Genomic DNA, 16978 nt, shown 5'->3' with positions numbered 1-16978 from the left:
GTGCGTCGGCTGCGACTTTCGGCTGACCCGCGCCGGGCTGTAGTTATTGCAGAGATGGTGCAAAGATATGCGCCCACCCCCACACCGGACAGGGAGCCACCGCGATGCCGGAACCGGCCGGGGACGCCCGGATCAACACGAACGTGCCGCACTCGGCCCGGCTGTGGAACTACTGGCTCGGCGGGAAGGACAACTTCGCGTCCGACCGGGCCGCGGGGGACGAGATCGCCCGGCAGCTGCCCTCGATCATCGACCTGGCGGTGGCCGACCGGGCCTTCCTCGGCCGGATGGTGCGCCACCTCGTCGCCGAGCGGGGGGTCCGGCAGATCCTGGACATCGGCACCGGCCTGCCCACCGCGGACAACACCCACCAGGTGGCCCAGTCGATCGCGCCGGACGCCCGGATCGTCTACGTCGACAACGACCCGCTGGTGCTCGTGCACGCCCGCGCCCTGCTGACCAGCACCGCCGAGGGCGCCACCGAATACATCGAGGCCGACCTCAACGACCCGGAGGCCATCATCGCGGCGGCCGGGCGCACCCTCGACTTCTCCCGGCCGGTGGCCGTCACCCTGTTGGGCATCCTGCACTTCGTCCTCGACGACGACGCGGCCCGCGCCGTGGTGGCGCGCCTCGTCGACGCCCTGCCCCCGGGCAGCTACCTGGCCATCGCGCACGGCTGCAACGACATCAACCGGGAGGCCGCGGACAGCATCGTGTCGTTCTGGAACGAGCACGGCACACCCAAGATCGTCTATCGCAGCTCGGCGGAGATCACCCGCTTCTTCGACGGCCTGGAGCTGCTGGAGCCCGGCGTCGTGTCGTGCTCGCGCTGGCGGCCCGGGCCCGGTGACCCCGACATCGACGTCAACCAGTACTGCGGAGTGGCCCGCAAGCCCTGACGCCCGGTCAGAACTCCCCGGCCCGGCGGTCCTGCTCCGGGCACACCGTGCCGACCGCCAGCTTGATCAGCTGCCGGGCGCCGGCCCGATCGGTGCCGAAGGTCCGGACCTCGGTCACCACGGCGGCGGCGGACCGGCCGGCGGCCAGCGCCGCGCACGCCTGCTGGGCGAGCGCGGCGATCTCCTCGTCCCGGCGGTCCAGGGCCAGGCCGGGCATCGTGCGCTGCACCACGGCGACGAACTCGGCCGGATCGGCCCGGTCCCGCCCGACAGCCTTCGGCGTCGTCCGCGGCGTCGTCCGGGCCGGGGAGACCGCGACGGCGACCCGGCTGACCATCCCGCTCGGCGACGCCGGTACGGGCGCCGTACTCGTCGTCACCGGCACGGGTACGGTCGCCGGCTCGGCCTCCGGTTCGTCTCCGCACCCGCCCAGCGTGACCAGCAGCACCGCCGCGACCAGCCATCGTCCCGCCATCATCCACCCCGCTCGTCCGTGTTCGTGCCGGCCACAACTCCAACGACCCGGATCCGCTCGGGTCACCCTCCCAAGATCACCCCACGCAGTCGCGGAGAGACGGTGAGTGGCCGATTCCGATCGCGCCGGAAACGCTCCCAGTAATCGGCCTTTCCCGGGTTGAGCTGCGCATTCATCGATTCCGTGGCAACGGCAACCTGAAGGAAACCTTTGCTGGGAAATTGCTTTGAACCACGGCGGTGGTGGCTTCGTACTGATGGACGTCGACGACGTAAGTCCCGGGCAATAACCCCGATTCGCGCGACGGCGGGAGACCGCCGCAGCGTTTGACGAAAGGCCGAGCATGAGTCGTGTCCACTACGGCACGCGGGCGGTTAACCGCCTGTCGCGCCGTCGGGTTCTTGCCATCGCCGCCACGGTGGGAGTCGGCGCCGCCGGCGCCAGCGTGGCCGGGCTCAGCCTAGCCGGTGAGAAGGCCGGTTCGAGCGACAGCGAGCCGCTGGTGATTTCCCTGCGCGACGCGAAGAAGGGCACGTTCGACGTGTTCTCCGGCGGGTCCAGAGTGACGCTGACCGATCCCGACCTCGCCGAGAAGCTCCTCAAGGCCGTCAAGCGCGCCTGAATCGCTTCCTCACCCAGCCCCGTCGATTCCTGAGTAAGGAAGTCCTCCATGTCATCGCACCGTGAAGCGCCGGAGATCAGCAAGGACCCGGTCGCCGACAGCGCCGACCTGTACGCGTTCGTGAGCCCGGACCACCCGGACACCGTCACGCTGATCGCCAACTACGTGCCGTTGCAGCTGCCGGCCAGTGGCCCGAACTTCTTCGAGTTCGGCGACGACGTGCTGTACGAGATCCACGTCGACTCCAACGGTGACGGCCGGCCGGATCTGACGTACCAGTTCCGGTTCCGGACCGAACTGCGCAACGACCGGACGTTCCTGTACAACACCGGGCCGATCGAGTCGCTCGACAGCGAGAACTGGAACCGCCGGCAGTTCTACTCGGTCACCAAGGTGGACGCCAACGGCAAGCACACGGTGCTGGCCGAGAAGCTGCCCTGCCCGCCGTGCAACGTCGGCCCGCTGTCCATCCCGGACTACGACAAGCTCGCCGAGGACGCGGTGCACAAGCTGAAGACCGGTGAGAAGGTCTTCGCCGGCCAGCGCGCCGACCCGTTCTTCGTCGACCTGGGCGCGATCTTCGACCTCGGCACGCTGCGGCCGTTCCAGGACAAGCACCTGGTCGGGCAGAAGCTGTTCAACTACGCCGGCAAGGCGGTCAACGCCACCGACAAGATGAACGTGCACAGCATCGCCATCCAGCTGCCGCTGCACTATGTGCGCAAGGACGGCAAGAAGAAGGTCCGCGGCCGCGACCCGGGCGCCGTCATCGGCGTCTGGACCTCGGCGAGCCGCCGCCAGGTGCAGGTCCGGCACGGCAAGAAGGACAACGACGACGTGTACGTGGGCCCACAGGTCCAGGTGTCGCGGCTCGGCAACCCGCTGTTCAACGAGGTCATCGTGCCGATGGCGCAGAAGGACCTGTGGAACAGCCTGCCGCCGAGCGAGGACAAGCGCTTCGCCGAGTTCGTCGAGCAGCCGGAGCTCGGAGCGCTGCTGCCGGTGCTCTACCCGGGCCTGTTCGACAACCTGGCCGCGCTCAACAAGGCCAAGACCGCCCGGGCCGACCTGGTGGCGATCCTGCTCACCGGCATCCCGGACGGGCTGATCGACGACTTCCAGAACAACACCGGTGACGTGCAGGCCGACATGCTGCGCCTGAACACGGCCGTCCCGCCGACCAAGGAGGACCCGAACGCGTTCGGCATCCTCGGTGGTGACCTGGCCGGCTTCCCGAACGGGCGCCGCGTCGCCGACGACGTCGTGTCGATCTCGCTGCGGGCCATCGCCGGCGTCACCGTGCCGCTGGTGGACGAGAAGTTCAAGCCGGACGCCGCGGCCGCGCTGGTCGAGCAGGGTCTGTCCGCCAAGGACGCCAGCTCCAAGCTGCTCAAGAAGTTCCCGTACCTCGGGGTGCCGTTCGACGGCTTCAACAACCCCGAGCCGGCGGACAAGTGAGCGCGGGCGTGCACCATCACCACACCCTCGACCCGTCCGGGCAGGGCACCGTGGTCCTCAACATCGGGGCGGGCATCGGTGCGCTGGTCATCCACACCCCCGGCAGCCTGCACGGCCACGAGATCGAGGTGAGCCCGGTGGGGGACGCGGCGACGCGTACCCACGCCGCGGTCCGCGCCCGGTACGTGCGCGACGGCGTGCTGTTCAGCGTCGTCATCGACAACCTGGCCGAGGGCCGCTACGTCGTCTGGCGCGACGCGGTCACCCCGTTGGCCGAGGTCGACGTGCGCAGTGGCTCGGTCACCGAGTACGAGTGGCCGGTACCCGCCAAAGTGTGACGCGCGGTGACGCCTCTGTCGGTCTAGGGTGAGCGGATGGACACGGCAGGGGCGGCCGGTCCGGAGCCCGGTACGGGAACTCCGGACGGGGACGTGGCGGTTTCCGCCAGCCTCAGGACGGCCGATGTGGAACAGGCGAGCTCGTTCTGCCGGCGGATGTACTACGGTCCGCTGGAGATCAAACCGGCCGGGAGCGCGGAGGTGACCTTCTCCGGCGAGGTGGCGCAGATCGGGCCGATCACCATCGGCGAGATCAGCTACGGCGTCGAGATGTGCCTGGACAGCGGCAACCTGGAGACGGCGTACCACGTGCTGGCCCCGCTGACCGGCGCGGTGCAGGTGCTGCACCGGGGGGCGGCGACCACGGCCGACCCCAGCCAGGCCGCGGTGTTCCGCCCGGTCGGCGACATCTCCCTGCGCTGGTCGGCCGACTGCCGGCTGATCAGCTTCAAGGTGGACCGCCTGGCCCTGGAACGCGAGCTCGACGCGACCCTGGACCGCAAGGTCGGCTCGCCGCTGCCGCTGGGGGCGACCTTCGGGCTCGCGGGCGGGCCGGGCCGCAGCTGGCTGGCGCTGGTCCGGCTGCTGCTGGCCGAGACCCGCCAGCAGGACGGCCTCACGCTGCTGCCGCACCTGCTGCGCCGCTGGCGTGAGCTGGCGATCAGCGGGCTGGCCCAGGCCGTCGAGCACCCGTTCTCCGAAGGTCCGGCGGGACAGCCGACCGCCCGGCGGCCCCGGACGGTCAAACGGACACTGGACGCGATGCACGCCGAGCCGGGCCGCTCCTTCACGGCGGCCGAGCTGGCCGGCATCGCGGGCGTCGGCATCCGGGTGCTGCAGGAGTCCTTCCGCCAGCACGTCGGCGTGCCCCCGCTGACCTACCTGCGCCGGCTGCGGCTGGAGGGTGTGCACGCGGAACTCACCCGGGCCGGCCCGGGTCAGGTCAGCGTGAGCGAGGTGGCGACCCGCTGGGGCTTCACCCACCTGGGCCGCTTCGCGGGCGCCTACCGTGAGCGTTACGGCGTCTCGCCGAGCCAGACGCTGCGCGACCGCCTCTGAGGCGAGGCGGTCGCGGGAGCGACTGTCAGGGCTCGATGCGCTGGCCCTTGCCGATGACAACGATGCCGCTGTCGGAGACCGTGTAGCGCTTGCGGTCGCGTTCCAGGTCGACGCCGATCTGCGCGTCCTCCGGGATCAGCACGTTCTTGTCGATGATCGCGTTGCGGACCACCGCGCGCCGGCCCACCTGCACGCCCTCCATCAGCACCGAGCCCTCCACGTGCGCCCAGGAGTTCACCCGCACGTTGGGGGAGACCACCGACCGCTCGACCAGGGAACCGGAGACGACCACGCCGGGAGAGATCATCGAGTCGACGGCGCGGCCCTGCCGGTCGTCGTAGCCGTGCACGAACTTCGACGGCGGCCACGCGCCGTACGCGGTCAGGATCGGCCAGTCCATGTTGTAGAGGTTGAAGACCGGCAGGGTCGCGATCAGATCCATGTGGGCGTCGTAGAACGAGTCGAGCGTCCCCACGTCGCGCCAGTAGCCGCGGTCGCGTTCGGTGCTGCCCGGCACGTCGTTGTCGCGGAAGTCGTAGACGTTGGCCTCGCCCCGCTCCACCAGCATGGGGATGATGTTGCCGCCCATGTCGTGCTTGCTGTCCGGGTCCTGGGCGTCGGCGGTGACCGCCTCGCACAGCGCCCGGGTGGTGAAGACGTAGTTGCCCATCGACGCGTAGATCTCGTCCGGGGCGTCCGGCAGGCCCTCGACGTCGACCGGCTTCTCCCGGAAGGCGCGGATCTTCTTGCCGTCCTCGCCCACGTCGATGACGCCGAACTGGTCGGACATCGACCTGGGCTGGCGGATCCCGGCGACGGTCACGGCCGCGCCCGAGGCGATGTGGTCGTCGACCATCTGCTTGGGGTCCATGCGGTAGATGTGGTCCGCGCCGAAGACGATGACGTAGTCGGGATTCTCGTCGTTGATCAGGTTGAGGCTCTGGTAGATCGCGTCCGCCGAGCCGGCGAACCAGCGCGGGCCCAGCCGCTGCTGCGCCGGTACCGGGGTCACGTAGTTGCCCAGCAGCGTCGACATCCGCCAGGTCTTGGTGATGTGCCGGTCGAGCGAGTGCGACTTGTACTGGGTCAGCACCACGATCTTGAGGAACCCGCCGTTGGCGAGGTTGGACAGGACAAAATCGATCATGCGGTATATGCCGCCGAAGGGCACACCGGGCTTGGCCCGGTCCGCGGTGAGGGGCATCAGGCGCTTGCCTTCGCCACCTGCCAGAACGATCGCGAGCACCTTGACAGCCATGCCCGTGACGCTAACTTTCCCGGTGCCCCAGCGCCAGTCGAAGAGCCGATTCCCCGGATTTTACGGTTTCCGGTAAGCAGAATCGCGCCGCCACGGCGTCCTGGAGGCAGACACCACGACCGCAGCGGGGGAGCGAGGCAGTGCGCCATGGTTTCGAGGAGTACGTCAGAGCGCGGGGAGACGCGTTACGCCGGTTCGCCCATCTGCTCTGCGGCGACCGGCACCTGGGCGAGGACCTCGTGCAGGAGGTGCTGATCAAGGCGTACCGGCGGTGGTCGCGGATCGAGGCTGACGACCCGGACGGCTACCTGCGGACGGCGCTGGTGCGCTCGCACGTGTCCTGGCTGCGGCGGCGCTCCAGCGCGGAACGCCCTGGCCGGCGCGGGAGCGACCCGGAGACCACCGCGGCGCCGGGCCGCTCGGTGCCCGACTTCGCCGACCAGCACGCCGCACGCGACGACCTGTGGGCCCGGCTGGACCGGCTGACCCGCGCTCAGCGGGCCGTGCTGGTGCTGCGCTACTACGAGGATCTCGACGACCGGCAGATCGCCGAGGTGCTGCGCTGTGCCGCCTCGACCGTCCGCGTGCACGCCGCCCGCGGGCTCGCCCGGCTGCGGACCGACCTGAGCCCGGCCCCGTCCACCACCCTGTCCGGAGGTTCGCGATGATGCTCGAGGACGACCTGCGCGCGATGTTGCGCGAGCGCGCCGACGCGCCGGTGCCGGCGCCGGATCTGCTCGAAGCGGTGCGCGGGGGCATCCGCCGTTCCGGCCGGCGCCGGAGGGCGGTGCTGGTGGCGGCGGCGGTGCTGGCGACGGCGGTCGCCGTACCGGTCGCGATCTCCGGTGACCGCCCGCCCGCGCCGGTGCCGCAAGAACCGGCACCGGCCGACCCGGTGGCGGGCTGGCAGCGGCCTCGGCTGGACCTGCCCGTCTTTCCGTTGACGCCCGGCTGGACGCCACCCGGTGCGGGCACCGCCCGGGTCGGCCGGGTCGGTCCGAACGTCCTGCTCATCTACGGGGACTCGGCCGACCGGTCCATGGAGCTGTCGGTGGGGCCGAAGCCGGCGGACTGGTGGGTCGAGGGCGAGGACCGGGCGACCACCGTGCACGGCCGCCCGGCCCTGATCCGGACCCTGGACGCGGATGTCTACCAGGGCAATCGTCCCGGCGACCGGTACGTGGGCGTGCGCTGGCAGCTCGCCGACGGCCGCTGGGCCCAGCTCGGCAGTGGCAGCCGCAACACCGAGGCCGAGGTGCTCCGCTTCGCCGACGGCCTGCGACCGGTGGCGATGCCGCCCACGCCGCTGCCGTTCGGCATCGCCACGGCACCGCCCGGGCTGGTCCTGCAGACGCTCACCACGGACTATCTCTGCCTGGCGCCACCGGCGACCCTCACCGACGGCGAGAGCGGCCGGGGGATCTGCCTCGGCCTGGGCACTGTCTCCGGGCAGGACGAGCCGTCGCCGGAGGACGAGCGGCTCACCATCGGTGGCCGGCCGGCCACGCTCGAGTCCTCGGACCAGGGGCCGGGAACGCTCAACGTGCGGCTCGACGCGAAGCGTCTGCTGTCGATCGCGGTCGAGCAGGCGGACGTCCCCCTCACCCGTGACCAGCTGATTCGTTTCGCGGAGGACATCACCGTGCCCGAGTGAGACAAGTTGCGTCGATTTCCGCGTCGATTCCTCGCATAGTGGCCGGGCGGCCGGGTAGTCGCCCGGTCACGACGACGAAGGGATCGATGATCATGCTTATCCGACGTGCGGCAGCGGTGGCCGGAGTGGCCACTCTCCTGCTCCTGCCGGCGACCGCCGCGGCGGCGGCGCCGTCCGACCAGGACACCACGTTCCTGAAGGCGGCCCACCAGTCGAACCTGGCCGAGATCGCCACCGGCAAGCTGGCCCAGCAGAAGGCGGCCAGCGAGCAGGTCAAGGACCTCGGGGCCCGCTGGGTCGCGGACCACACCAAGCTCGACGCGACGCTGACCGACACCGCCGAGGCGCTCGGGGTCGACCTGCCGGACGCCCCCAACGCGGAGCAGCGGGCGCTGGCCCGGCGCTACCAGGCGGCCTCCGGCAAGGACTTCGACGCGCTGTGGATCCCCACCCAGATGGACGCCCACATGAAGGCCATGCGGCTCGGCGAGCAGGAGGTCGCCGACGGCAGTGACGCCCAGGCCAAGAAGGTGGCGCAGAACTCCGCGCCGGTGGTGGCCGCCCACCACGGCCTGCTGGAGGACGCCGCGAGCGACCTCGGCGTGCCGAGCAGCATCGGCACGGGCACCGGCGGTCAGGCCGCCACGTCGAACGCCCCGGCGGCGATCGGCTTCGGCGCCCTGGGTCTGCTGCTGGTCGCGGCGGCCCTGGTGCTGCTGCGCCGCCGTTCCCCGGCCGCCACGCGATGAGCCGCCACGGCCGGCGCGCCGCGGGCTGGACCACCCTGGTGGCCGGCCTGGGCGCGCTGGCCGTCGGCCTCGTCCTGGCGCTGCGCCCGCCCTCGGCCCCGGCCGACGCGGGCGTGCTGCCCGCTCCACCCGCACCCTCCTCCGCGGCGCCGGCCGTGCGGACCCCGGCGCCCGCCCTGTGGACGCCGACGAAGGTGACCATCGATCGGCTGGAGGTCGGAGCCCCGGTCGATCCGGTCGGCGTCACCCGGGACGGGGCGCTCGACGTGCCGGACGACCCGGACCGGCTCGGCTGGTGGATCGGCTCGGTGCTGCCCGGCGAGCGGCGCGGTACCGTCCTGATCGCCGGTCACGTCGACACGGCCGAGGACGGTCCGGGTGCGCTCTACCGCCTGGAGAAGCTGGCGGTCGGGTCGCGGATCGAGGTCCGCGCCGGCGACCGTACCGTCGCGTACCGGGTGACGGCCCGGCGCAGCTACGACAAGAGCAAGCTGCCGGAGGCTTTGTTCCGCCGGGACACCAGCCCGCAGCTGGCTCTGGTCACCTGCGGGGGAGCGTTCCGCGACGGCACCTACGACCACAATGTCGTCGTCTACGCCACCCCGATGTGACAACCGGGCCGACCGGCCGGGATGAGACTATTCTGCGACACGTGACCGACTCACGTTCGACCTCCAGCGGTAGGGATCTGCGCGTCGACCTGCTCACCCGGGAGTATCCGCCGGAGGTGTACGGCGGCGCCGGGGTGCACGTGGAATACCTGGCCCGTGACCTGCGTCCGCTCACCGACGTACGGGTGCACTGCTTCGGTGCCACCCGCGACGAGCCGGGCGTGACGGCGTACCCGGAGCCCGCCGAGCTGGCCGGGGCCAACGCCGCCCTGCGCACCATGGGGGTCGATCTGGAGATGGCCGCGGGCTGCGACGGCACCGACATCGTGCACAGCCACACCTGGTACGCCAACTTCGCCGGCCACACCGCCAAGCTGCTGTACGGCGTCCCGCACGTGGTCACCACGCACAGCCTGGAGCCGCTGCGCCCGTGGAAGGCCGAGCAGCTCGGCGGGGGTTACGCGCTCTCCTCGTTCTGCGAGCGGACCGCGATCGAGGGCGCCGACGCGATCATCGCCGTCTCCGGGGGCATGAAGCGCGACGTGCTCACCGCGTACCCGGGTGTCGACCCGGACCGGATCCGGGTGGTCTACAACGGCATCGACACCGAGCAGTACGCCCCGAACCGTGGCACCGACGTCATCGAGCGGCTCGGCATCGACCTGAACCGCCCGAGCGTGGTCTTCGTCGGCCGGATCACCCGGCAGAAGGGCCTGCCGTACCTGATGCGGGCCTGCCACGACCTGCCGCCGGAGACCCAGATCGTGCTGCTGGCCGGCGCGCCGGACACCCCGGAGATCGCCGCCGAGGTCGAGGGCCTGGCCATTCAGCTGCGCAACGCCCGCGACGCGGCCGGGGTGATCTGGGTGCAGGAGATGCTGCCCAAGCACGAGGTCGTGCAGGTGCTCACCCACGCCACGGTCTTCGTCTGCCCGTCGATCTACGAGCCGATGGGCATCGTCAACCTGGAGGCGATGGCCTGCGAGACGGCCGTGGTCGCCACCGCCACCGGCGGCATCCCCGAGGTCGTCGCCGACGGCGAGACCGGCCTGCTGGTGCCGATCGAGCAGGTCACCGACGGCACCGGCACCCCGGTCGACCCGGAGCGCTTCATCGCCGACCTGGCCGCCGCCATGACCAAGCTGATCAAGGACCCGGCCCGGGCCGCCGAGATGGGCCTGGCCGGGCGCCGCCGCGCGGTGGAGCACTTCAGCTGGTCCCGGATCGCCGTGGACACCCTGGAGGTCTACCGCTCGGTGCTCTGAGCCAGGATCGCCCGGGCCACGGCCCATCCGGAGAGCCAGGCCGTCTGCACCCGCGGCTTGCCGAACGCGTCCCCGGCCAGCCAGACCCGGCCGTCGGTGGCGAACGACCGGTCGCCGGGCTTCGGCTGGGCGTAGGTCCAGCGGTGCACGTGGACCTCGGGCCGGTCGGTGAGCCCCAGCACGTCGTTGACCGCCGCGGCCAGCTCGCCGGCCGCGGCGCCCGGGTCGGCCAGCCGGGGCCGGGCGAAGGCGGGCGTCGAGTGGGCCACCAGCACCGGCGCGGCGTCGCCGCGCCGGTCACCGTCGTCGAAGATCGTGGCCAGCACCGGGTGGTCGTTGACGAACGCGCCGTGCAGCTCGGGCCAGGACCGCTTCTCGTACGTGCAGACGGCCGCCAGCACCGGCTCCCACACCTGCGCCCGGGCCGCGTCCGCCACGGCCGCCGGCGGATCCAGCCGCAGCGCCTGCGGTCCCGGCATGGCCAGCACCACGGCGTCGGCATCCTCCGGCACCGCACTCAGTTCGCTGCTCAACGTGACGTCCAGCCCGTCGGCCAGGTCGGCGGCCAGCGAGCGCAGCCCGCCCGGCGCCGCCCAGCGCATCGGCCCGGTGGTCGGCTCGCCCGGGAACACCGCCAGGGTGTCGGTCCAGGGCCGGGCCAGTCCCCGCGCGCGCCACGCCTCGGCCAGAGCGGCGAAATCCGGGTCGTCGGCCACGAAGTACGCCGCGCCCAGATCGGCGTACCGGCCGTTCAGGCGCTTGCTGGCCAGCCGTCCGCCGACGACCCGGCCGCGCTCGTGCACCCGGACGGCGGCACCGCCGGCGGCCAGCTCCCGGGCACAGGCCAGCCCCGCGATTCCCGCACCCACCACGACCACATTCATGGCCTGAGGTTAAGACCAGGCACACTGGTCCGATGCGCCGTCCCCCCGTCCGGCCCACCGTGGTCCTTGTGGTTGCCATTCTCCTGGGAGTGTCGGTCCTCGGCATCGGATTGCTCCGGGCGGCCACCTACGACCCACCCGGCGCCGGCAAGCAGGCGTCGCCCGGCGCGGCCCGGGTCGGTCCGGCCGCCGGCACCCCGGGCCGCTGTGCGGGCGTGCCGGTCAGCGCCACCCGGGAGTTGCGCGGCATGTGGCTCACCACGGTGATGAACATCGACTGGCCCAGCCGGCCCGGCCTGAGCAAGGAGAAGGTGCAGGCCGAGTACCGCGCCTGGCTGGACCTGGCCGTGTCGATGCGGCACAACGCGATCTTCGTGCACGTCCGGCCCAGCGGCGACGCGTTCTGGGAGTCGGCGTACGCGCCCTGGTCGGAGTGGCTGACCGGCAAACGGGACGGCCGGTCGCCCGGCTGGGACCCGATGGCGTTCATGATCACCGAGGCGCACGCCCGTAATCTGGAGTTCCACGCCTGGTTCAACCCGTACCGCGGGACCCAGCCGGCCCCGTCCGGGCCCGGCGCCGACTTCCGGAAGCTGGCGCCGAACCATCCTCTGCTCAAGCACCGCGACTGGGCGATCTCCTACCCGGACGGCAAGAACGCCCGGCTGTACTTCGACCCGGGCATCCCGGCGGCCCGCAAGTTCGTCGAGGACGCGATGCTGGAGGCCGTCGAGAAGTACGACGTGGACGGCGTCCACTTCGACGACTTCTTCTACCCGTACCCCGAGGGCGGTGGCAACGAGTTCGCCGACGATGCCAGCTTCGCCCGCCGGGCCGACAAGTCGCAGAGCCGCGGGGACTGGCGCCGGGCCAACGTCGACACCCTGGTCCGCGAGATGAACCAGCGGATCAAGCAGCTCAAGCCGTGGGTCAAGTTCGGCATCAGCCCGTTCGGGATCTGGCGCAACCAGGAGACCGACAGGGCCGGCTCGGACACCCACGGGCTGCAGAGCTACGACGCCATCTACGCCGACACCCGCAAGTGGGTGCGCGAGGGCTGGCTGGACTACATCGTGCCGCAGCTGTACTGGGCGATCGGCTTCGACAAGGCCGACTACACCAAGGCCCTGCCCTGGTGGTCGGCGCTGGTCAAGGGCACCCGGGTGCAGCTCTACATCGGGCAGGGCGACTACCGCGTCGGCGAGAAGGGCCCGTGGCGGCAGCCGGACCAGATCGACCGCCAGCTCACCCTGAACGACAAGTACGGCGTGCTGGGCAGCGTGCACTTCAGCGCCAAGCAGATCCGCGAGGACCGGCTGGGCTCGGTCACCCGCTACCGCAAGAACCACTACGCCGCCCCGGCGCTGCTGCCCACGATGGCGCAGCTGCCCGCCCAGCCACCCGGCGCGCCCCGGCTCGTCGGCGCCCGCCGCACCGCCGCCGGCCCGGTGGAGCTCGACTGGCAGCCGGGCACCGGTGCCGAGCCGGCGAGCTGGGCGCTCTACCGGGTCGACGGCGCCGCCGCGAAGCTGGTCGCCACCGGCCGCGGCGGCACCAAGGTCCAGGACCCGGCCCCGCCACCGGCCGCCGCGCAGTACTGCCTCAGCGGCCTGGACCGCTCCGGCAACGAGAGCCCGATCAGCGAGCCCCGCGGCGTCAACCAGTGAGAGTGCCGTCCGCGACCTCGAACGTGCGGGTGGTGTGCACCGCTTCGAGCATCCGGCGGTCGTGGGTGACCAGCAGCAGCGTGCCCGGGTAGCCGGCCAGCGCGGCCTCCAGCTGCTCGATCGCGGCCAGGTCCAGGTGGTTGGTCGGCTCGTCCAGCACCAGCAGGTTGACCCCGCGGGCCTGCAACAGCGCCAGCGCCGCCCGGGTCCGTTCCCCGGGCGACAGGGTGTCCGCCGGGCGCAGCACGTGCGCCGCCCGCAGGCCGAACTTGGCCAGCAGCGTGCGGACCTCGGCGTCCGGCAGCTCGGGCACGGCCGCGCCGAACGCCGCCATCAGCGGTTCGTCGCCGAGGAACAACCCGCGGGCCTGGTCCACCTCGCCGACGACCACGCCCGGCCCCAGCGCCGCCGAGCCCGCCTCCAGCGGCAGCCGGCCGAGCATGGCGGCGAGCAGCGTCGACTTCCCGGCCCCGTTCGCCCCGGTGATGGCCACCCGGTCGGCCCAGTCGATCTGCAGGGTCACCGGGCCCAGGACGAAGTCGCCGCGGCGCACGACGGCGTCACGCAGGGTCGCCACGACCGCACCGGCGCGGGGTGCGGCGGCGAACTCCATCCGCAGCTCCCACTCCTTGCGCGGCTCCTCCACGACCTCCAGCCGCTCGATCATCCGCTGGGTCTGGCGGGCCTTGGCGGCCTGCTTCTCGGTCGACTCGGCGCGGACGTTGCGGCCGATCTTGTCGTTGTCCTTGGCCTTGCGGCGCGCGTTGCGCACGCCGTGCTCCATCCAGCCGCGCTGCATCTGCGCCCGCTCCTGCAGCGCACCCTTCTTGTCGGCGAACTCCTCGTAGTCCTCGCGCGCGTGCCGCCGGGCCCGCTCGCGTTCCTCCAGGTAGGCGCCGTACCCGCCGCCGTACCGGCGGACCTGCTGCTGGGCCAGGTCCAGCTCCAGCACCGCGGTGACCGTCCGGGTGAGGAACTCGCGGTCGTGGCTGACCAGCAGCGTGCCGGCGCGCAGCGAGGTGACGAACTCCTCCAGCCGGGCCAGCCCTGTCAAATCAAGATCGTTGGTGGGCTCGTCGAGCAGGAACACGTCGTACCGGCTGAGCAGCAGCGACGCCATGCCGGCGCGGGCCGCCTGGCCGCCGGAGAGCGCCGTCATCGGATGGTCCAGCGCGACGCCCAGCCCCAGCTCCGCGGCGACGGCCGCGGCGCGTTCGTCCAGGTCGGCGCCGCCCAGGTCGAGCCAGCGCTCCAGCGCGGTCGCGTAGGTCTCGTCGGCGCCGGGCGCGCCCTCGGCCAGGGCCTCGGCGGCGGCGTCCATGGCGAGCTGGGCCGGCCCGACCCCGGTGCGCCGGGCCAGGAAGTCGCGCACGGTCTCGCCGGCGCGCCGCTCACGCTCCTGCGGCAGATAGCCGACGTTCGCGGTGGGCGGGCTCAGCGACACCGTGCCGGCCTCGACCGGCAGGAGCCCGGCCAGGGTACGCAGCAGCGTGGTCTTGCCGGCCCCGTTGACGCCGACCAGCCCGATCACGTCCCCGGGGGCGACCACCAGGTCGAGGGAGCTGAACAGGGTGCGGTCGCCGTGCCCCGCGGCGAGGTCCTTGACGATCATCGTGGCGCTCATCGGGGCCCGACTCTATCGCCGCGCTAGCCGGGGATGGGCACCGCCGTGCCGCTGACGCGTACGCCGTCCTCGCCGGGGGTCAGCGTCACGGTGAGCCGTCCCGGGCGCCCGAGGTCGTCACCCTGCGACAGCTGCACCACCGCGTCGCCGGGCACCAGCCACTCGTCGCGCAGATACCCGCCGAACGCCGCCGCGGCGGCACCGGTGGCCGGATCCTCGTACACCCCGCCGACCGGGAACGGGTCCCGCACGTCGAACCGGTCCTCGGCCGCGCGCCACACGAGCTGGACGGTGGTCCAGCCCCGGGCCTCCATCAGCGCCTTGAGGACCGGCACGTCGTAGTCCAGCTCGGCGAGCCGCTGCCGGGTCGCGGCCGCGATCACCGGGTGGTACGCGCCGGCGTACGCGACCCGGGGCGGCAGGGCCGGGTCGAGGTCGCCCGCGTCCCAGCGCAGCGCGGCCAGCAGGGCGGACAGGTCCTCGGGAGCCAGCTCGGCCACCCGGGCGCCGACGCTGGTCAGGGTGGCCCGGCGCTGGTCGTCGACGACCACCGGCACCTCCCCGGCGTTGGTGACGAACAGGTAGGTGCCCGGCCCGTGCCGGTCGGCCAGCGCGACCGCCGTGCCCACGGTCGCGTGCCCGCAGAACGGCACCTCGGCCAGCGGGCTGAAGTAGCGGACCCGGTACACCCCGGCGCCCCGGTCCTCGGTGAGGAACGCGGTCTCCGAGTAGCCGACCTCCGCCGCGATCGCCAGCATCTCGGCGTCGGTCAGGGTGCCCGCGGCCAGGACCACGCCGGCCGGGTTGCCGCCCGCCGGATCGGCGCTGAACGCGGCGTACCTGAGAATGTCGATGTCGCTCATGTCCTCAGCGTCCCGTCCCGCGGCAGCGCCCGGCCAGAGCCAATTCCGCGGGTCTGGCCGCGGTCTTGGTCACTTGTCACAGGTCCGGAGTAGCGTTTCCGAAGTGACTGAAGCTTCCACACAGCTCGTCCCCACACCTCCGACCGATCTTCCCCGCACACTGGGCGAGCTCCGCGCCTCCGGCCACGAGTTCCGCACGGTCAAAGAGGAGCTGCGCGACAATCTGCTGGACCGGCTGCGCCGCGGCGCGCCCCGCTTCCCCGGCATCGTCGGCTACGACGACACCGTGCTGCCCGAGGTCGAGCGGGCCCTGCTCGCCGGCCACGACATGGTTCTGCTCGGCGAGCGGGGCCAGGGCAAGACCCGGCTCATCCGCGGGCTCGTCGACCTGCTCGACGAGTGGACGCCCTTCATCACGGGCTCCGAGCTGCGCGAGCACCCGTACCAGCCGCTCGTCCCGGCCACCCGGCGGCTGGCCGCCGAGACCGGCGACCTGCTGCCGATCTCCTGGCTGCACCGCTCCGAGCGGTACGGCGAGAAGCTCGCCACCCCGGACACCAGTGTCGGCGACCTGATCGGCGACGTCGATCCGATCAAGGTGGCCGAGGGCCGGGCCCTGGGCGACCCGGACACGATTCACTTCGGCCTGGTGCCGCGGACCAACCGGGGCATCTTCGCCGTCAACGAGCTGCCCGACCTGGCCGAGCGCATCCAGGTGTCGTTGCTCAACGTGCTCGAGGAGCGCGACATCCAGGTCCGCGGCTACCAGCTGCGCCTGCCGCTGGACCTGCTGCTGGTGGCCTCGGCCAACCCGGAGGACTACACCAACCGGGGCCGGATCATCACTCCGCTCAAGGACCGCTTCGGCGCCGAGATCCGCACCCACTACCCGCTCGAGATCGAGCTGGAGACGGCGCTGATCCGGCAGGAGGCGGCTCTCGCGGCGTCGGTGCCGGACCACCTCGTGGACGTGCTGGCGCGGTACACCCGCGCGGTCCGCGACTCGCCGGCCGTGGACACCCGCTCCGGCATCTCGGCCCGTTTCGCGATCGCCGCGGCCGAGACGGTCGCCGCGTCCGCGTTGCGCCGGGCCGGGCTCAAGAACGAGCGGGAGGCCGTCGCCCGGATCTGCGACACCGTCTCGGTGACCAGCACCCTGCGGGGCAAGGTCGAGTTCGAGAGCGGCGAGGAGGGACGCGAGACCGAGATCCTGGCCCACCTGCTGCGCCTGGCCACCGCCGAGACGTTCCGGGCCCGGCTGGCCGGCCTCGACCTGTCCGGCTTCACCGACCTGGTCGCCGAGGGCGCCATCATCGAGACCGGTGACCTGGTCCCGGCCGAGGAGCTGCTGGGCCAGATCGGCACCGTGCCGGGCCTGGCCAAGGTCCTCGACCGGCTCGGCCTGGGCGACGCGCCCAGCTCCGGCCAGGCGGCCTCCGGCGTCGAGTTCGTCCTGGAAGGGTTGCACCTCACCCGCCGGCTGGCCAAGGAGCTGACCGACGACGGCCGCACCCTCTACGGGAGCTGACATGGGCCTCTTTCCCCAGAA

At 72.1% G+C, this 16978-nt stretch carries 17 protein-coding genes; 12 read left to right on the top strand and 5 right to left on the bottom strand.

Annotation, left to right across the window (positions count from 1 at the left end):
• The first annotated feature begins 104 nt into the window (after window positions 1–104).
• On the top strand, window positions 105–902 hold the full coding sequence (locus tag AB0C12_RS26290; protein ID WP_360552299.1) for an SAM-dependent methyltransferase: 798 nt from the start codon (window positions 105–107) through the stop codon (window positions 900–902).
• Between the two features lie 7 nt (window positions 903–909).
• Here the strand turns inward: AB0C12_RS26290 and AB0C12_RS26285 are convergent, their stop codons facing one another.
• Window positions 910–1380, bottom strand: a complete 471-nt coding sequence (locus AB0C12_RS26285; RefSeq protein ID WP_360552297.1) for a DUF732 domain-containing protein — start codon at window positions 1378–1380, stop codon at window positions 910–912.
• Window positions 1381–1720: 340 nt separating this feature from the next.
• On the opposite strand from AB0C12_RS26285, the gene AB0C12_RS26280 reads away from it, so the two are divergent.
• From AB0C12_RS26280 to AB0C12_RS26265, 4 genes are read left to right on the top strand one after another with little or no spacing between them, the layout of a single operon-like run.
• Window positions 1721–1999, top strand: coding sequence for a hypothetical protein (locus AB0C12_RS26280; protein WP_360552295.1), 279 nt, complete (start codon window positions 1721–1723; stop codon window positions 1997–1999).
• Window positions 2000–2047: 48 nt separating this feature from the next.
• A complete protein-coding gene (locus AB0C12_RS26275; RefSeq protein ID WP_360552293.1) occupies window positions 2048–3457 on the top strand; it encodes a DUF4331 domain-containing protein in 1410 nt (469 codons plus the stop codon).
• Window positions 3458–3465: 8 nt separating this feature from the next.
• Window positions 3466–3795, top strand: coding sequence for a phospholipase (locus tag AB0C12_RS26270; RefSeq protein WP_360552291.1), 330 nt, complete (start codon window positions 3466–3468; stop codon window positions 3793–3795).
• Between the two features lie 36 nt (window positions 3796–3831).
• On the top strand, window positions 3832–4854 hold the full coding sequence (locus tag AB0C12_RS26265; protein ID WP_360552289.1) for an AraC family transcriptional regulator: 1023 nt from the start codon (window positions 3832–3834) through the stop codon (window positions 4852–4854).
• Between the two features lie 25 nt (window positions 4855–4879).
• Here AB0C12_RS26265 and glgC read toward each other — a convergent pair whose 3' ends face one another.
• The gene (gene glgC, locus AB0C12_RS26260) at window positions 4880–6112 is read right to left on the bottom strand and encodes a glucose-1-phosphate adenylyltransferase (protein WP_360552288.1); all 1233 of its coding nucleotides are present in this window, start codon (window positions 6110–6112) and stop codon (window positions 4880–4882) included.
• A gap of 140 nt (window positions 6113–6252) precedes the next feature.
• Here glgC and AB0C12_RS26255 point away from each other — a divergent pair, with 140 nt between their 5' ends.
• From AB0C12_RS26255 to glgA, 5 genes are all read left to right on the top strand, one after another.
• Window positions 6253–6780, top strand: coding sequence for a SigE family RNA polymerase sigma factor (locus tag AB0C12_RS26255; protein WP_360552287.1), 528 nt, complete (start codon window positions 6253–6255; stop codon window positions 6778–6780).
• The gene (locus tag AB0C12_RS26250) at window positions 6777–7766 is read left to right on the top strand and encodes a hypothetical protein (protein ID WP_360552286.1); all 990 of its coding nucleotides are present in this window, start codon (window positions 6777–6779) and stop codon (window positions 7764–7766) included. The genes AB0C12_RS26255 and AB0C12_RS26250 overlap by 4 nt, the downstream gene beginning before the upstream one ends.
• A 92-nt stretch (window positions 7767–7858) precedes the next feature.
• The gene (locus AB0C12_RS26245; protein WP_360552284.1) at window positions 7859–8515 is read left to right on the top strand and encodes a DUF4142 domain-containing protein; all 657 of its coding nucleotides are present in this window, start codon (window positions 7859–7861) and stop codon (window positions 8513–8515) included.
• On the top strand, window positions 8512–9126 hold the full coding sequence (locus tag AB0C12_RS26240; RefSeq protein ID WP_360552282.1) for a class F sortase: 615 nt from the start codon (window positions 8512–8514) through the stop codon (window positions 9124–9126). Before AB0C12_RS26245 ends, AB0C12_RS26240 begins: the two co-directional genes overlap by 4 nt.
• 41 nt (window positions 9127–9167) lie before the next feature.
• The gene (gene glgA, locus AB0C12_RS26235) at window positions 9168–10391 is read left to right on the top strand and encodes a glycogen synthase (protein WP_360552280.1); all 1224 of its coding nucleotides are present in this window, start codon (window positions 9168–9170) and stop codon (window positions 10389–10391) included.
• Here glgA and AB0C12_RS26230 read toward each other — a convergent pair.
• The gene (locus AB0C12_RS26230; RefSeq protein WP_360552278.1) at window positions 10373–11275 is read right to left on the bottom strand and encodes an FAD-dependent oxidoreductase; all 903 of its coding nucleotides are present in this window, start codon (window positions 11273–11275) and stop codon (window positions 10373–10375) included. The two genes, glgA and AB0C12_RS26230, sit on opposite strands and share 19 nt — an antisense overlap.
• Window positions 11276–11307: 32 nt before the next feature.
• Here AB0C12_RS26230 and AB0C12_RS26225 point away from each other — a divergent pair, with 32 nt between their 5' ends.
• Complete coding sequence (locus AB0C12_RS26225) at window positions 11308–12942, top strand: family 10 glycosylhydrolase (protein ID WP_360552276.1); 1635 nt, start codon at window positions 11308–11310, stop codon at window positions 12940–12942.
• Here the strand turns inward: AB0C12_RS26225 and AB0C12_RS26220 are convergent.
• The gene (locus tag AB0C12_RS26220; RefSeq protein ID WP_360552274.1) at window positions 12932–14566 is read right to left on the bottom strand and encodes an ABC-F family ATP-binding cassette domain-containing protein; all 1635 of its coding nucleotides are present in this window, start codon (window positions 14564–14566) and stop codon (window positions 12932–12934) included. The genes AB0C12_RS26225 and AB0C12_RS26220 overlap by 11 nt on opposite strands.
• Window positions 14567–14589: 23 nt before the next feature.
• Window positions 14590–15420, bottom strand: a complete 831-nt coding sequence (locus AB0C12_RS26215) for a PhzF family phenazine biosynthesis isomerase (RefSeq protein ID WP_360552849.1) — start codon at window positions 15418–15420, stop codon at window positions 14590–14592.
• Between the two features lie 112 nt (window positions 15421–15532).
• Between AB0C12_RS26215 and AB0C12_RS26210 the strand changes: the two genes are divergently transcribed.
• On the top strand, window positions 15533–16957 hold the full coding sequence (locus AB0C12_RS26210) for a sigma 54-interacting transcriptional regulator (RefSeq protein ID WP_360552272.1): 1425 nt from the start codon (window positions 15533–15535) through the stop codon (window positions 16955–16957).
• Window positions 16958–16978 lie beyond the last annotated feature (21 nt).

The organism is Actinoplanes sp. NPDC048967, assembly GCF_040649415.1.
Taxonomy (GTDB): Bacteria; Actinomycetota; Actinomycetes; order Mycobacteriales; family Micromonosporaceae; genus Actinoplanes.
Note: the sequence above shows the minus strand (reverse complement) of the source record. Positions and strands in the feature narration are given on the sequence as shown.

Coding starts and splice junctions, on each gene's coding strand:
- AB0C12_RS26265 (WP_360552289.1), top strand. CDS start 3,832: ATGGACACGGCAGGGGCGGCCGGTCCGGAGCCCGGTACGGGAACTCCG.
- glgC (WP_360552288.1), bottom strand. CDS start 6,112: ATGGCTGTCAAGGTGCTCGCGATCGTTCTGGCAGGTGGCGAAGGCAAG.
- AB0C12_RS26280 (WP_360552295.1), top strand. CDS start 1,721: ATGAGTCGTGTCCACTACGGCACGCGGGCGGTTAACCGCCTGTCGCGC.
- AB0C12_RS26290 (WP_360552299.1), top strand. CDS start 105: ATGCCGGAACCGGCCGGGGACGCCCGGATCAACACGAACGTGCCGCAC.
- AB0C12_RS26230 (WP_360552278.1), bottom strand. CDS start 11,275: ATGAATGTGGTCGTGGTGGGTGCGGGAATCGCGGGGCTGGCCTGTGCC.
- AB0C12_RS26275 (WP_360552293.1), top strand. CDS start 2,048: ATGTCATCGCACCGTGAAGCGCCGGAGATCAGCAAGGACCCGGTCGCC.
- AB0C12_RS26245 (WP_360552284.1), top strand. CDS start 7,859: ATGCTTATCCGACGTGCGGCAGCGGTGGCCGGAGTGGCCACTCTCCTG.
- AB0C12_RS26220 (WP_360552274.1), bottom strand. CDS start 14,566: ATGAGCGCCACGATGATCGTCAAGGACCTCGCCGCGGGGCACGGCGAC.
- AB0C12_RS26250 (WP_360552286.1), top strand. CDS start 6,777: ATGATGCTCGAGGACGACCTGCGCGCGATGTTGCGCGAGCGCGCCGAC.
- AB0C12_RS26285 (WP_360552297.1), bottom strand. CDS start 1,380: ATGATGGCGGGACGATGGCTGGTCGCGGCGGTGCTGCTGGTCACGCTG.
- AB0C12_RS26225 (WP_360552276.1), top strand. CDS start 11,308: ATGCGCCGTCCCCCCGTCCGGCCCACCGTGGTCCTTGTGGTTGCCATT.
- AB0C12_RS26240 (WP_360552282.1), top strand. CDS start 8,512: ATGAGCCGCCACGGCCGGCGCGCCGCGGGCTGGACCACCCTGGTGGCC.